Annotated in this window: 14 protein-coding genes; all 14 read left to right on the forward strand. The window is 43.1% G+C overall.

Going from position 1 to position 15,209, the window contains the following annotated elements:
* Positions 1–20 precede the first annotated feature (20 nt).
* A complete protein-coding gene (locus tag BN1119_RS19885) occupies positions 21–1,163 on the forward strand; it encodes a glycosyltransferase family 4 protein (protein ID WP_157438638.1) in 1,143 nt (380 codons plus the stop codon).
* On the forward strand, positions 1,147–2,373 hold the full coding sequence (locus BN1119_RS19890) for an oligosaccharide flippase family protein (RefSeq protein WP_084205346.1): 1,227 nt from the start codon (positions 1,147–1,149) through the stop codon (positions 2,371–2,373). The genes BN1119_RS19885 and BN1119_RS19890 overlap by 17 nt, the downstream gene beginning before the upstream one ends.
* Positions 2,374–2,424: 51 nt before the next feature.
* A complete protein-coding gene (locus tag BN1119_RS19895; protein WP_084205347.1) occupies positions 2,425–3,276 on the forward strand; it encodes a glycosyltransferase in 852 nt (283 codons plus the stop codon).
* A 33-nt stretch (positions 3,277–3,309) separates the two neighbouring features.
* Positions 3,310–4,125 carry a glycosyltransferase family 2 protein gene (locus BN1119_RS19900; RefSeq protein WP_084205348.1) on the forward strand — a complete coding sequence of 272 codons (816 nt, stop codon included), beginning with the start codon at positions 3,310–3,312 and terminating at the stop codon, positions 4,123–4,125.
* Positions 4,126–4,135: 10 nt separating this feature from the next.
* Positions 4,136–5,422: an O-antigen polymerase gene (locus tag BN1119_RS19905; protein WP_084205349.1), complete on the forward strand. Its 1,287-nt coding sequence runs from the start codon at positions 4,136–4,138 to the stop codon at positions 5,420–5,422.
* A 67-nt stretch (positions 5,423–5,489) separates the two neighbouring features.
* Positions 5,490–6,341, forward strand: coding sequence for a glycosyltransferase family 2 protein (locus BN1119_RS19910; RefSeq protein WP_084205350.1), 852 nt, complete (start codon positions 5,490–5,492; stop codon positions 6,339–6,341).
* Entirely contained in the window at positions 6,341–7,240 is a 900-nt protein-coding gene (locus BN1119_RS19915; RefSeq protein WP_084205351.1) for a glycosyltransferase, read from the forward strand. Before BN1119_RS19910 ends, BN1119_RS19915 begins: the two co-directional genes overlap by 1 nt.
* Before the next feature lie 15 nt (positions 7,241–7,255).
* Positions 7,256–8,191, forward strand: coding sequence for an NAD-dependent epimerase/dehydratase family protein (locus BN1119_RS19920; protein ID WP_084205352.1), 936 nt, complete (start codon positions 7,256–7,258; stop codon positions 8,189–8,191).
* On the forward strand, positions 8,188–8,745 hold the full coding sequence (locus BN1119_RS07690) for a sugar transferase (protein ID WP_244463699.1): 558 nt from the start codon (positions 8,188–8,190) through the stop codon (positions 8,743–8,745). The genes BN1119_RS19920 and BN1119_RS07690 overlap by 4 nt, the downstream gene beginning before the upstream one ends.
* Positions 8,746–8,774: 29 nt before the next feature.
* Entirely contained in the window at positions 8,775–10,736 is a 1,962-nt protein-coding gene (locus tag BN1119_RS07695; protein WP_041996117.1) for a polysaccharide biosynthesis protein, read from the forward strand.
* 433 nt (positions 10,737–11,169) lie between these two features.
* The gene (locus BN1119_RS07700; protein WP_041996119.1) at positions 11,170–11,655 is read left to right on the forward strand and encodes a dTDP-4-dehydrorhamnose 3,5-epimerase family protein; all 486 of its coding nucleotides are present in this window, start codon (positions 11,170–11,172) and stop codon (positions 11,653–11,655) included.
* Between the two features lie 73 nt (positions 11,656–11,728).
* Complete coding sequence (locus BN1119_RS07705; protein WP_456691079.1) at positions 11,729–12,898, forward strand: nucleotide sugar dehydrogenase; 1,170 nt, start codon at positions 11,729–11,731, stop codon at positions 12,896–12,898.
* 56 nt (positions 12,899–12,954) lie between these two features.
* On the forward strand, positions 12,955–13,965 hold the full coding sequence (locus tag BN1119_RS07710; RefSeq protein ID WP_041996122.1) for an NAD-dependent epimerase: 1,011 nt from the start codon (positions 12,955–12,957) through the stop codon (positions 13,963–13,965).
* A 158-nt stretch (positions 13,966–14,123) separates the two neighbouring features.
* Entirely contained in the window at positions 14,124–15,131 is a 1,008-nt protein-coding gene (locus BN1119_RS07715) for an LPS O-antigen chain length determinant protein WzzB (protein WP_041996125.1), read from the forward strand.
* Positions 15,132–15,209: the final 78 nt, after the last annotated feature.

The following is a 15,209-nucleotide window of genomic DNA, read 5'->3' on the forward strand; positions in this document are numbered from 1 at the left end:
ATATAGACAAGGTTGATAAGTTGAAAAAAGCATTTGTTACTATATTCCCTCCATTTGAAAAAGTACATCTTTATAAAGATGTAGGCATGATACCAAGGTGTATGGCCAGTGACCATGGATATAAATCCTATATATTAAGCAATACAAGTTTTGTTATAGATGAAGAGCTATTTCATTCCGTTGAATTTAAATTGATAAATAAAAATCACAATGTAAGCAGCATAACTTCATCAAGTTACAGTGTTTTTGAAATTTTAAGCATATTACACGGCCTCTCGACTGAGAATGATAAAGTAGTGGTCAACTTCTACCATTTTCATCCTAAACATGTGGTTCTTTCATTTTTAATTAAAGTTTTTTTTAGAAATGTTTTTTCATATGTAAAACTTGATATTAGAAGCAATGGTGCTAAAGAGCTATTTGAACGCTCTAGATTTTATAAAAAACACATAAGGGATTTCTTGCTAGGGTTCGTTGATATTTTTAGCGCTGAGACAGCGCAGGCTTTCAACTATCTAAAACAGAAAAAGAATATCAGTGACAAAACTTACCTAATACCCAATGGTGTTTTATTAACTGAGGGAGTGATTGATTCCAACGGTATTGATTTCTTTAATGATAAAGAAAAGTTGATATTTTCAGCTGGGCGCCTCGAGTCATACCCAAAAAACACAAGATTAATGATCGATTCGTTTGTAAAATCAGGATTATGGCAAGATGGCTGGCAACTAATTCTTGCCGGTAGCTATGATCAAGAGTTGATCAATTACATAAAAGAAAAAACAAGAACGGTGCACCATGAAGCAATATATCTTGTTGGTCATTTAAATAGAGACCAGTTATTTTCTCATATGCGAAGAGCTAAAGTGTTTGCGTTAAGTTCTCGCTGGGAGGGTTTTGCGTTGGTTTTGCCTGAGGCTGTTGCTCATGGTTGTATTATAGCAGGTACAGATGTTGGAGGTGTAGAAGATGTCACAAATATGGGCACACTTGGTTTTATCGCTAAAGAGCAAACTGTTGACTCGTTTACCGAGGCATTAAAATCTGCTGCGGAAAGTGAGCCCTTGCTAGGGAAAAAACAAATGGATTTTGGGATATCTAATTTTGATTGGAAATCTATTTGTAACAAGTTGGCCAAGATCATTGATGAAAAAACAAATTAATCTTTCCTATGGTATTTTAAATACTATTCAAAATGCTATTTTTCCGCTAGTTACCTTGCCCTATGTGTTACAAACTGTCGGGCCTGAATTGTACGGAAAGAATTTACATGCTGCACTTTTTCATCAGCTATTTTCTTTTTTGTTTATATTAGCAGTAAATCCCTACGCATTACGTCTTTTTAGCCACGCGATGGGGGGGGGCAGAAAAGCTGAAGAAGAAAAAATTTTTAGTCGCATTGTATCATTTCAGTTTATGATGTCTTCAGTTGCTACTGTATTACAGTTTTTTGTGATTGCAGCTTTAGAGTTATTAACACCACTATATGCACTTTATATATTCATAACTTTTTTTTCATTTATGAATGTAGAGTGGCTTTTCCAAGCAAAACAAGACTACAAGACTATTTTTTTTAGAACGTTATTATTGCGTTCACTTGTATTAGGTTGTCTATTCGTTTTTGTAAAGAGTGGTAGTGATTTTGAGCAATACAACCTAATTATAGCTTTCAGCCTGATTTCTCCCGCGATCATATCCTTCCTTATTGCAAGACAATCATACAAATTCAAAATTGGCATCAGTAACATCAAGGATGATTTGTTTGGAGCTAAATATTTTTATGCCAATGGGGCTGTTGGTTCTATTTACTCTTATTTAGACCAAGTAGTTATTGGGCTGTTGGTTACAAGTAAAGAGTTAGCTGTCCTAAATCTAATAAAAACATTAGCATCGACAATAATGTCCATCCCTAATATGGTGAATAGATTTATTATGCCTGATGCCTTTAAGTCATTTAAAGCTGGAATGCTATTCTATCATCATAGTAAATATTTTACATTAATGTTGATATGTTTGGTGGTTGGGCTTTCTCTTTTTTGTTTTATTGGATTACCAGTAATATCCACATTTTTAGGTGAGGATATGAACTTCAAGCAGTCATACATTTTCTTAATCGCGGCGTCGGTTTTTTGTACTTCACTTGCGGTATATATTGATACACAATCAAGTGTCATATTGGGGTTGGAAAAGATTACTACGATATCCAATTTGATTGTTGCAACAATTAGCCCACTTACAACAATTATTTTGTTTAGTAATTTTACCTATATAAGCCCTTTTATCGGGATGATTATTGGTGAGTTCTGTGGTGTGTTAGTAATGATATATATGCATGTGTTTATATTTAAAACAAACTTTATAAAATATGCTTGAATGTTACCTTTGAAAATAAGCAGTATTTATAATACTTAGTGAGATTGACTTATGCATGAACATGCTTATTTAATTGTAATTTATAATGAAAGTGTATTTGAATCTAGTACATTTAAATCGCTACTGGAACTGCTAAAAAAAAGGCCCCATTCCGCTGTTGTATATTTATGGGATAATAGTCCAACGCCACAACATCAAGTAAGTGAATTTGATTTAATAAGATCATGCGACATAAAATATCTTTATCATGGGATAAATGAAAAGTTATCAATAGTGTATAACAGGGTTATAGAGTTGGCTTTGGTCGATAATTGTAAATTTATCAGCATATTAGATCAAGACAGTGTTTTGCCGTTAGATTTTAAAGATAAAGTGGATGCCATAGAAAACCCTAAATTAATCGTTCCTACAGTTTACTCTAGTAGTAATGGTTTAATGATTTCACCTCGTTATCAAAAGTACAATTATCTGACTAATAGTTGTATGATTAGACCTATCGATATATCTAAAGTGGAGGGTTCGCTTGCATCGAATGAGTTTTTTGCCGTTGGTAGTGGTATGACAATATCACGAACATTATGGGATACTGGTATTAGATTTAATGAATCTTTGAGCTTTTATGGTGTGGATACTGAATTTTGTAATGACTATGCTAAAAAGTTCAATAGCTTCAATATAATAAAGTGCAACTTTCAGCATGATGCATCAGGTGACAATAACGAGGATTTTGAAAAATTGAAATGGCGGCTGTCAAGATATTTTGAACATTGGAATTTCAGTTTAGTTAAAAAGTTAGGTTGGAATGTTTTTTTGGCAAAAATGTACATAAGTTTTTTTAAAACATTTTTATTAGCCAAGAGTTACGCGAAAAAGAATTTAGTAAATAAATTTATAAAACTATAAATTCTATTTTTAATAGGGAAGTTAGGGCTTAGTATGCAAGTCAGCGTCATAATTCCAACGTGCAATCGAAATGATACATTGCCACGTGCCATTTATTCTGCATTAAACCAAGGTGTCGCTAAATTAGAAGTTATTGTAGTTAATGACACAGACAATCCAATTAGCAATGAAATTCTCAATATTGCCATAACAAATCCGGTGACTTTCACTTGTAATCCTGGTAGGAATGGTGCCGCAAGTGCTCGTAACTATGGTGTGAGCCTTGCAAAAGGAAAATACATTACTTTTCTTGATGATGATGATATGTATTTGCCTGGTAGATTGAATAATATGCTAAATCTCACTCAGCAAAGGAAATACATTATGGTGTCATCGGGTCGCTTTTATGAAACTGGTGATTTTACTACCATACAACCAGCAAAAAAGCAACGCTTTGGTGAGATAAGACAAAAAGATATTCAGTATCAAAATGATATTGATATTGGTTTTATGATGGAGCGTGATATTTTCCTTAGCTTTGGTGGCTTTGATACCAGTTATAAATCGCTAGAAGATTGGGATTTTATCTTACGAGTACTCGAGAAAGGTAACTGTTACAAGATAAAACGTATGGATTATGCAGTCAACTTAGATCCTAACCGCTCTCGTGTTTCTGATAGGGATTCAGAAAGTTACCTTAAACTGGCGGAAATGTATAAAGAAAAATATGGAAAAGAGTGGTTTTCATATATGTCAGCTCATGGTCTCAGCCTTTGTGGGAAACTTAAATTTAGTATTTTTATTCGTAACTTTAGTTTTAGATTGTTTAAATCTTATTTAAGACAAGTTAAACGAGCTATCTTGAAATAGGATTGAGAATATGAAAGTCAACCATTTGTTTTGGCTGTGTACAATCAATGTAATGATTTTTTATTATTTTATAGATTTAACCAATAAAGTAGATGGTGACATGGTAACTGTTATCATTTCTTTGGTTACATTGAATATGATTTGTGCTGCAAGCTTTTATTTGTATCGCAGTATTTTTAATCCTATTACAATTCTTTCACCTCTTGCGCTTGGTTTATTTTATCATCAATTTAATTTATCAAGTAGGCAGGAAGTTTTTTATACAGAGACAATAATTAATATTTCATTGTTTTTTGTTTTTTATATATTTGGTTGTGTATTGTTTTTTTCTAAAAAAATAAATGTTCTTGATAGGGTGGAAAGTCCGCTAAGAGTTCATCTTTTTTTTGTTATCGGAACAATAGTATTTTTTATTGAGTCGTATTTGAATAACGGATTGGCTATTATAAAAACACTAAGTGGTGCCAACGCATATATTGAAAATAATGCCATTCCTATTTTTCATTATTTTTACATGATGATAGCGCTTTTACCTTCATGTTATTACTACTTTTATAAGAGAAAAAAGCTCAGTAAGGGTTTTTATTTATTAATAAGTACAGCCTGTTTTTTTATGATATTTAACTCGTTATCAAGGCAATTAATTTTGCTCTGTATTTTTTCCACATTTTTTGCATATATAAATTTTAACAATATGAAGATTGACAAGCCTATTATTAAGCTTGGTGTATTCATTGCTGTATTTTTTATTTTGGTTGGTTCAATTCGCTATATTGGATTTGGTAAAGAGGGTGTAAGTGAGTTGGACTACATGAAAGCATACTCGGGAATTGAGAGTGATCTCGATGTTAATATGTTTGATGTCACATTTAATTTATATACCACTCAGAATTTTAGCACTTTAAACAACATAATAAATACCAATGAGAGTGAATTGCATTTTGGCAAATATCTTCTACAGGCATATTTAAAAATATTAAACATAGATAGAGCTTTAGATATTAAATTTAATAGTGAGTTGGATTCGTATACAAGGTTAGGTACAATTATCGCAGATTTATACCTTGACTTTGGAATTGCTAGTGTGATTTTACAGGCGTTTATCTATGGTCTGATAGTTAATTTTACTTATAGCAACTTTATTAACTCTCAATCTTTATCCGCAACGCTGGTTTTTAGTGTTGTTTTTTTTGTTATTTTTATGAGTCCATTTACTAATTATTTCAACCAGTTTTTTATAATGCTTTGCCTTATTTATTCGGTAAGTTTTAGATACAAGTTTACATTATGGAGATAAGGTTGCCTTTCTGTTGTTTACATCATGCAAAATATAATTTATTTACTTATTAAAGGATGAGGTGTAAGTGATATATAGTGTTATAGTTACATACAATCCTAATGAATCGAATTTATATTTGTTGGTTAATGCGCTTATCTCGTCTGGTGTAAAACCAGTTATTGTGGATAATGCTAGTAAGATAAGTTTTTGTGCACCTTGTTGTCTTATTAAATTAGATTCTAATTATGGTATTGCGACAGCGCAAAACATAGGGATTGAACATGCATTAAAGAATAATGCAGAGGCAATTATCTTCTTTGATCAAGACTCGTCAATAACCGATAGTGAATTTATCGAAAAGCTTTATAAACCCATTAAAAATAATGACGCTAAAATTACCGCCCCAGTTTTTACCGATTTAGCTCGTGGTTTTATATATTCGATAGTCGATATTGACCAGTATGGAAGAAGAACTAAATACTACCCATCTATTGATGCAGTTCCTTTTAAAGTCAGTAATGTCATTTCCTCAGGTACTATGGTTGATGTTCAAGCATTGAAAGTCATAGGTAATATGACGGATGAGTTGTTTATAGACTATGTGGATACTGAGTGGTGTTTGCGAGCTTACAAAGAAGGCTTTGAAATATTGGTTATACCAAGTGCAAGGATGACTCATTCTATAGGAGATAAGACAATAAAGTTAGGTTCATTTTACGTGCCTAAGCATAGCTCATTTAGACGTTACTATAGAATAAGGAACTCTTTTTATCTACTCAGGAAAAAACATATTCCTAAGTTGATGGCGTGTAGGGAAATAATTTTCTCTATAATACATCAATGTATTCTTATTGCTTTCTCAAGTGGTGAACGGTTGGCGTATATAGATTGTCTATATCGTGGTTTACGTGATGGTATTCTCGGAAGATTTAAGTAATGGCTGAAGTGAAAACATGCGTGTTACTTGCCGCGTATAATGGATGTAGTCATATTCATGAACAATTGGATACAATCTTACATCAACAGTGTAGTTTGAGTGTTGATCTGATTGTTAGTGTCGACCTTAGTCAAGACAGCACCTATGAAATCTGTAATGTTTATGCAGATAAATATAGAAACATGAGGCTTTTACCTTATGGTGACTATTTTGGAGGCGCGGGAAAAAACTTCTATAGACTTTTAAATGACACAGATCTTTCTTGCTATGACTATATTGCTTTCAGCGATCAAGATGATATCTGGTTAGATAACAAATTAGGCAAAGCAATCGAAAAACTACAGCAGTTTGATTGTTATTCCGCCAATGTTACTGCCTTTTGGGAAGACGGTCGTGAGGTATTTGTTGACAAATCGCAACCGCAGCGGGAGTGGGATTTCTTGTTCGAAGCTGCCGGCCCTGGCTGCACTTATGTATTTAAACGTGAAGTTGCTATTCAGTTTAAGGCGTGGTTATTAGAGCGTTATGAGAAAATTGGCGAAGATATTGCGTTACATGATTGGTTATTTTATGCATTCGCACGCAGTCGAGGGTATAGTTGGTTTATAGACCCAGAGCCTATGATGCGTTATCGGCAGCACGCTAACAATCAGGTGGGTACTAATAATAGCGTTGCAGCTGCAAAAAAACGTCTAAAAATGATAAAGAGCAAATGGTATCGTAATCAGATAACTAAAATTGCAGAACATTTGGATTTACTAATTTTACCAGTAGTTAAATATGGGTTAAACCATGGCTACTTAGGTAATTTATATTTGCTTTTGCATATAGGTAAAATTAGGCGTAGATTACGAGATAGAATTGCCTTGTCTTTCGCTCTTTTGTTCAATATTTTTTAACTATCGAGGGTGAACATGATTCTATTAACCGGGGCCACCGGCTTTGTAGGTAATGCAGTATTAACAAAGCTAATGCATCAAGGGTTGTCGGTTCGTACTTATGGGCGTCGTGCTCCTGTTAATTTCACTACACATACGAATCATGTGATTGGTGAGATTAGCGGTGTTGCAAATTATGTAACAGCTCTAGAAAATATTGATGTGGTGATTCATTGTGCAGCGAAGGCACACCTCGATAAAAATGCAGATGACCGCCAAACAATGTTTAACCGAATAAACTGTGATGGCTCCCTTATGTTAGCGCGTCAGGCGGTTGATGCTAATGTTAAGCGCTTTGTTTTTATAAGTTCAATTGGTGTTAATGGCGGTCATAATCACCAGGGCCCATTCAAGTATGATGATATCGCGGTACCTTGGGATGAATATACCCGCTCAAAATATGCTGCTGAATTAGGCTTAATGCAACTAGCTAAAGAAACAGGTCTTGAAGTGGTGATTATTCGCCCCCCATTGGTTTATGGTGCTGAGGCACCAGGCAATTTTGGTAAGTTATTACAAGCCGTGTGTCATGGTCGTTGGTTACCTCTCGGTGCAATTCATAATAAACGCAGCTTTGTTGCACTTGATAACTTAGTTGATCTGATTATTATCTGTATCGCCCACCCACATGCTGTTAATCAAACCTTTCTAGTCAGCGATGACCAGGATATCTCTACCACGCAGTTTCTTAAGATGATGATACAAGCTGCAGGCCAGTCATCACGGCTTATTCCGGTGCCCATGTATTGTCTGCGTATGTTGGGGTGGCTAACTGGCAAACAGGCGATGATTGAGCGACTGTGTGGTAATCTGCAAGTGGATATTAGCCATACCAAGAATACCTTGGGTTGGCAGCCTCCTGTCTCGGTGGCAGAAGGAGTTAAGCGCTGTTTTGTTGAGGAGGAGGGATGATGATAATTCGGTTGGTTGATTTTTGTTCTGCGTTGTTTGGTTTGTTGTTGTTGTGGCCGATGTTGTTGGTGGTGACTATTATCGGCTTGTTTGATACTGGCTCACCTATATTTTTGCAGACCCGGGTAGGGAAATATAAAAAACCATTCAAGCTGATTAAGTTTCGCACCATGTCGATCGATACCCAGTCGGTGGCAAGCCATTTGGCGAGCACCAGTTCCATCACCAAGTTAGGGGCTTTTTTACGCAAGACTAAAATCGATGAACTGCCACAGCTGATCAATGTGCTTAAGGGGGAGATGAGCCTTGTTGGGCCGCGACCTAATCTTTTTAATCAGGAAGAGCTGATCAAAGAGCGTGATGCATTGGGAGTTTATGATGTATTGCCTGGAATTACCGGCTTGGCTCAGGTTCAAAAAATTGATATGTCAACGCCACAATTATTAGCCAAAACTGATCGAATCATGATCGACACATTAAATGTGGCTAATTATTTTCGTTATATTATTATGACGGTCACAGGAAAGGGCCGTGGTGATGCTATTAAATCATAGTAATAAAATCTAATAATATTGGTGATATCATGTTGACGTCTTTTCTTGGCATATCTCGCTTATATAAGCGAATAATTAGCGTGTTTGCTGATTCAATATTACTTTCATTGGCTTTCTGGGGGGGGTATTGGGTTAGGCTTGATATCGCCATGCCTATTCAGAGCGTTCGGCACTGGGAGCTTCTCGCTCTTCTGATTCCGGTTACAGTATTTATTTTCGCCAGGCTTGGGCTTTATCGTGCTGTATTACGTTATGTCGGTTTTAAAGTGCTCTGGACCGTTTCTTTAGGCATATTTGTGTCAACATTATGCTTGGTGACATTCGCTTTTTTTCTTGAAGTATTCTTACCAAGAACGGTTTCAGTTATTTATTTTGCTTTTGGAGTCCTTCTGATTGGAGGCGTGCGTCTTTTCTTTCGAATGCTGGTAAACCGCGGTAAAGGAGGTAGAGTCCCTGTACTAATTTATGGTGCAGGCTCCTCTGGGCGCCAGCTTCAATTAGCTCTAAACCAGGGGCAGGAATTTTTCCCAGTTGCTTTTGTTGACGATGCAACTCATTTGAGAAAAGCCCTGATACAGGGGATCAATGTGCATTCTCCGGATATGATTGGCGAATTGATCATGCGATTTGGTGTGAAGAAAATCTTGCTGGCCATTCCGAGCGAATCACGTGCAGTGCGCCAAAATGTTATCCGTCGGCTGGAGCCCTTCCCCTGTGAAGTTCTGTCTATTCCGGGCATGGCTGACTTAGTCGGCGGAAAGGCTCAGATCAATGAATTAAAGGAAGTGTCTATCGAGGATCTGCTGGGGAGGGATCCTGTTGCCCCTATCCCTGAACTTATTAATGCCAATATCACCGGCAAGCGAGTCATGGTAACAGGGGCGGGGGGATCGATCGGTTCTGAACTATGCCGTCAGATTATCCGATGCAAGCCCGAAAAATTGGTTCTCTTTGAACTGTCAGAATATGGCCTTTATGCAATCGATAAAGAGCTCAGTGACCTTTGTGAACATGAAGATATCGATGTTGAAATAGTACCACTGCTGGGCTCGGTACAGCGTCAAAATCGTTTGTTTACTATCATGAGCAATTTCAGGATCCAAACGGTCTATCATGCTGCAGCCTACAAGCATGTTCCCTTGGTGGAATATAATGTGGTGGAAGGGGTCCGAAACAATATATTCGGTACCCTCTATTGCGCACAAGCGGCTATCGAAGCTGGAGTGGAAACGTTCGTTTTGATCTCGACTGACAAGGCCGTGCGGCCGACGAATACAATGGGGGCGACCAAGCGTTTGGCAGAGCTTGTGTTACAAGCACTGGCCTCGGCTCAGACAGGAACTCGTTTCTGTATGGTGAGATTTGGTAATGTACTGGGTTCCTCAGGGTCTGTTGTGCCTCTTTTTCGTACGCAGATTCGGAATGGAGGTCCTATCACGGTGACTCATCCCGACATTACACGCTATTTCATGACTATTCCTGAAGCTTCTCAATTAGTAATACAGGCAGGAGCCATGGGTTGTGGTGGTGACGTATTCGTATTGGATATGGGGCAGCCCGTAAAAATCATGGAATTGGCTCATCGAATGATCCGGTTGAGCGGATTAGCACTGAAAAGTGACAAGAGTCCGAATGGCGATATAGAAATTAAGATCACGGGTTTACGCCCTGGTGAAAAATTATTTGAAGAACTTTTGATTGGTGACAATGTCGAGGGAACATCGCATCCACGAATCATGAAAGCGAATGAAAGCATGTTGCCATGGGTAGAGTTACGTTCTTTGCTGGCAGAAGTTGATATGGCCTGTCATCAATTCGATCATGAACTGCTTCGCAGCTTGTTGTTGACTGCGCCACTGGTATTCACACCGACGGATGGTATTTGTGACTTGGTTTGGAAGGAAAAATTAGCCATGCAGCAGTATACTGCCACCTCAGTCAAGGCAGGGATTGAATTTCTGAATACGGAAGCACACCCACCTATTCATTGATTTATTATGGGGGAGAGTAAGTCAATTTCTTGCAGTTTTAACATGCTAGAGATCATATGAGGCCTATTCTATTATTGGGAGGTGATGGCCAATTTTTTGTTATTCTATCGCCTAATGGGAAACAGTTTTGTGCTACTAGGGAGGGCTGAGGCAGATTTTCTGTATCCTGTTCAGCTCTCCCAATTAGGCTGTGTTCCTAAAGTGGTCAAAAAACGGTCTTTCCATTTGATAGAGCCCCATCCTTACAAAAACACAGCATTTATTTACTTCAAAACCACGTAATTGGGCCTCTTTAGACGCCCATATCATGGCTCACAATTGTTAAGTCTGAAATGTGGGGGATTTGAGAACACACCTTGGAGCCTATACTGTTGCGCCCGGAAGTTATCTGTGCCGGGCCAGTTCCCTTTCTGCTGTATCTGAAGGCGTTCAGATGCAATATCAATCCCTTGCCATTCCAGAGGTCAAACTGTTGATCCCGACTCGTCACAGTGACGAGCGGGGCTTTTTCATGGAAACCCTGCGCCAGGATGAGTTTGAGCGTCACAGTGGCGCTTACACCCTGGTGCAGGATAACCACAGCCGCTCCTGGCAAGGGACGCTGCGCGGTCGCCTCTTCGATGTGGCGGTGGATGTACGGCCCGATCCAACCTCATATGGTCAGTGGGTCGGCCAGCTCCTGTCAGAGAAAAACGACCACCAAATGTGGATCTCTCCCGGCTTTGCCCATGGTTTCTATGTGCTGAGCGAGGTCGCCGATCTCCTCTATCGAAACAGCGATTACTACCATCCCGCCGGGGAGCAGACCTTGCGCTGGGACTCCCCCGCCCTGGCCATCGATTGGTCTCTGCTGGCCGGGGTGGCGCTGCGTCTATCCGCCAAGGATGCCAAGGCCCCTGTTTCTACCACCTTGAATTAGGGTAAGTCCGTGTTCTTGTGGCACAATTGCCAACTCAGAGTCAGAACCTTAATTTAATCAATCAGGTAATCCCATGGTGAAAATTGCCGTAGCGGGAACCGGCTATGTCGGCCTGTCCAATGCCGTGCTGCTTGCCCAGCACAACGAAGTGGTCGCTATCGACCTGGTGGCAGAGAAAGTTGCGCTCATCAATCAGGGCAAATCCCCCATCGCAGACAAGGAGCTGGAGCACTATCTCGCCCACATCCCCCTCAATCTGACGGCGACCCTGGACAAGCATCAGGCTTATCGGGGGGCGGATTTTGTCATCATAGCGACGCCGACCGACTACGATGCCGACACCCACTATTTCAACACCCGCTCGGTGGAGGCGGTGATCCGGGATGTGATGGCCATCAATCCGACGGCCGTCATGGTGATCAAGTCCACCGTGCCTGTGGGCTACACCAAGGCGATTCGCGAGGAGCTGGGCTGCGACAACCTGATCTTCTCCCCCGAGTTCTTGCGAGAGGGGCGGGCGCTCTATGACAACCTGCACCCCTCGCGCATCATAGTGGGCGAGCGTTCCGAGCGGGCCGAGCGTTTCGCCGCCCTCCTGCAAGGGGGGGCCATCAAACAGGATGTGCCGCTGCTCTTGACCGACAGCACGGAAGCCGAAGCGATCAAGCTGTTCGCCAATACCTATCTCGCCATGCGGGTCGCCTATTTCAACGAACTGGACACCTATGCCCAGACCCATGGTCTGGACAGCCGTCAGATCATCGAAGGGGTGGGACTGGACCCACGGATCGGCACGCACTACAACAACCCTTCCTTCGGCTATGGTGGCTATTGCCTGCCCAAGGACACCAAGCAGTTGCTGGCCAACTACGACGATGTGCCCAACAACCTGGTGCGGGCCATCGTCGATGCCAACACTACTCGCAAGGACTTCATCGCCGATTCCATCATTCGTCGCGGTCCCAGGGTGGTCGGGGTCTATCGCCTGATCATGAAATCGGGGTCAGACAACTTCCGCGCCTCCGCCATTCAGGGGGTGATGAAGCGCATCAAGGCCAAGGGCATAGAGGTGGTGGTGTTTGAACCCGCCCTCAAGGAGCAGAGCTTCTTCAACTCCCGGGTCATCACCGACCTGGAGGCGTTCAAGCAAGTCTCCGATGTGATCCTCTCCAATCGCATGGCTGGCGAGCTGGCCGACGTGGCGGACAAGGTCTATACCCGCGATCTGTTTGGCAGCGACTAACCCGTGCATGGGACGCCGCGCAGACGCCCCGTGCAACCGTCTTGAAGGACAGTGTTATGAAGTATCTGGTCACCGGCGCCGCCGGGTTCATCGGATTCCATCTGGTGCAGCGCCTGTGTGCTGACGGCCATGAGGTGGTCGGTATCGACAACCTCAACGACTACTACGAGGTGAGCCTCAAGGAGGCGCGCCTGGCCCGCCTTGCTCCCCTGGCGGGTTTTCGTTTCATCAGGCTGGATCTGGCCGATCGCCCCGGCATGGCCCGGCTGTTTGCCGAGCAGGGCTTCGAGCGGGTGGTGCATCTGGCTGCCCAGGCCGGGGTGCGCTACTCCCTGGACAACCCGTTTGCCTATGCCGACAGCAACCTGGTGGGCCAGCTGACGGTGCTGGAAGGGTGTCGTCACCATGGGGTGGGACATCTGGTCTATGCCTCTTCCAGCTCGGTATACGGTCTCAACGACAAGATGCCGTTTGCCACCACGGACACAGTGGATCACCCCATCTCCCTCTATGCCGCCACCAAGAAGGCCAACGAGCTGATGGCGCACAGCTATGCCCATCTCTATGGCATTCCCACCACTGGCCTGCGCTTTTTCACCGTCTATGGTCCCTGGGGTCGTCCCGACATGGCGCTGTTCAAGTTCACCAGGGCGATCCTGGCGGGGGAACCCATCGATGTCTACAACCAGGGGCAGCTGTCCCGGGATTTCACCCATGTGGACGACATCGTCGAGGGGATAGTGCGGGTGGCGGATAAGGTGCCGCAGGTCAGCCCAGGCTGGACGCCGAGCCAGGGACGCACCGACATGAGCTCGGCGCCCTATCGCCTGTTCAACATCGGCAATGGCAGCCCGGTGCGGTTGCTGGACTTTATCGAGGCGCTGGAGCTGGCCATCGGCCAGCCCGCCATCAAACACATGATGCCGATGCAACCGGGTGACGTGCATGCCACCTGGGCCGATACTCAGGGGTTGTTCGAGGCTGTCGGCTATCAGCCGCAGATGACGGTGGCGGCGGGTGTGAAAACCTTCGTCGACTGGTATCATGGCTATTATCGGCAAGCCTGACCCCGGCTGGTCCGCCGCGACCCTGGCGGCGGGCCTGCCCATCCAGTTTCCAATAAGAGAAATGTGACAATATGAGCAATCAAGAACCTACCTTGACACAGTCCCAACCTGATCTGCCCCAAGGATGGAGGCAGGCCAGATCCAGCGATGAGATTGACTTGCGCGAGCTTGTCCTGACGCTCTGGCGCAGCAAGCTGTTGATCCTCTGCGTTGCCGGTCTGTTTGCGGCAGGCGGCATCGCCTATGCGCTGACGGCGCCCCAGGTGTGGGTCAGCCAGGCCGAGATCAAGCAGCCCACCCTCAAGGAGATAGAATCCCTTGAGCTCAACATCAACCAGTTGATGAACGCCCAAGTGCCAGAGACCGCCTTCACCGCCTTCGAGAAGAAGGCGCTCTATGATGATTTCGTCAACAACTTCAACAGCTTCAACAACAAGCGCCAATTCTTGTTGGAGAAAGGCTATCTGGACGCCGAAGCGGCGCGGCACGAGGTCACGGACGGCAAGGGCAAGCGGATGCTGCTCAGGCAGATGGCTGAGGGGATAGATGCGAGGGCGCCGGACAAAGCGAAGGAGGACGTGGTCCTCTCCTTCGCCGCGAGCACGGCAGAGGAGGCCAAGGCGCGGCTGGAGCAGTACATCGACTTTATCCAGGCCCAGGAGTCCGCCGCCAAGGGCAAGGAGCTGGATACTCTCTGGCGCAACCGCATCAAGACGCTGCAGAGCCAGTATGAGAGCGCTAGGGCCGACACCCTCAAGCAGCTGCAAGATGACATTTTGCGTACCGAATACAGCCTGCGCATCAGTCAGGCGGCGGGGATAGAGACGCCGGTGCAGAACCTGCAAAACAAGGATAGCTTTGCCATCGATCTGGGGGCTCGGGCCCTGGCCGAGAAGCTCAAGGTTCTCAAGGAGATCAAGAACCCGGAGTTCATGAATCCGAGCATTGGCGATCTGCGTCTGCAACTGAGCAGTCTGCAGGCCATCAAGCTGGAGGCGCGGCCGTTCCACTCCTTCGCCTATCAAGCCTCGCCGACCGAGCCTCTGTCCCGGGACAAGCCCAAGCGGCCTCTGGTGGTGGTGCTGGCCACCCTGCTCGGCGGCATGCTGGGGGTGGGCATAGTGCTGGTCCGCTTCGCCTTTCGCGAGCAAGGCGGCGCCAGGTAATCGAAGTCAGTTATGATACGAGGGGGGGCGCAAGCCTCCTTTTTTATTTCTGCGACAAAGGGTTATGCTGGGTGGATA

The sequence above is a fragment of the Aeromonas bivalvium genome (assembly GCF_000819765.1).
In the GTDB taxonomy this organism is placed as follows: domain Bacteria; phylum Pseudomonadota; class Gammaproteobacteria; order Enterobacterales; family Aeromonadaceae; genus Aeromonas; species Aeromonas bivalvium.

Excerpts from the sequence above, each read along its gene's own strand:
- BN1119_RS19890 (WP_084205346.1), top strand. The coding sequence starts at position 1,147 with ATGAAAAAACAAATTAATCTTTCCTATGGTATTTTAAATACTATTCAA.
- BN1119_RS07705 (WP_456691079.1), top strand. The coding sequence starts at position 11,729 with ATGGTGAAAATTGCCGTAGCGGGAACCGGCTATGTCGGCCTGTCCAAT.
- BN1119_RS19900 (WP_084205348.1), top strand. The coding sequence starts at position 3,310 with ATGCAAGTCAGCGTCATAATTCCAACGTGCAATCGAAATGATACATTG.
- BN1119_RS19895 (WP_084205347.1), top strand. The coding sequence starts at position 2,425 with ATGCATGAACATGCTTATTTAATTGTAATTTATAATGAAAGTGTATTT.
- BN1119_RS07700 (WP_041996119.1), top strand. The coding sequence starts at position 11,170 with ATGCAATATCAATCCCTTGCCATTCCAGAGGTCAAACTGTTGATCCCG.
- BN1119_RS19915 (WP_084205351.1), top strand. The coding sequence starts at position 6,341 with ATGGCTGAAGTGAAAACATGCGTGTTACTTGCCGCGTATAATGGATGT.
- BN1119_RS07710 (WP_041996122.1), top strand. The coding sequence starts at position 12,955 with ATGAAGTATCTGGTCACCGGCGCCGCCGGGTTCATCGGATTCCATCTG.
- BN1119_RS19920 (WP_084205352.1), top strand. The coding sequence starts at position 7,256 with ATGATTCTATTAACCGGGGCCACCGGCTTTGTAGGTAATGCAGTATTA.
- BN1119_RS07690 (WP_244463699.1), top strand. The coding sequence starts at position 8,188 with ATGATGATAATTCGGTTGGTTGATTTTTGTTCTGCGTTGTTTGGTTTG.
- BN1119_RS07695 (WP_041996117.1), top strand. The coding sequence starts at position 8,775 with ATGTTGACGTCTTTTCTTGGCATATCTCGCTTATATAAGCGAATAATT.
- BN1119_RS19905 (WP_084205349.1), top strand. The coding sequence starts at position 4,136 with ATGAAAGTCAACCATTTGTTTTGGCTGTGTACAATCAATGTAATGATT.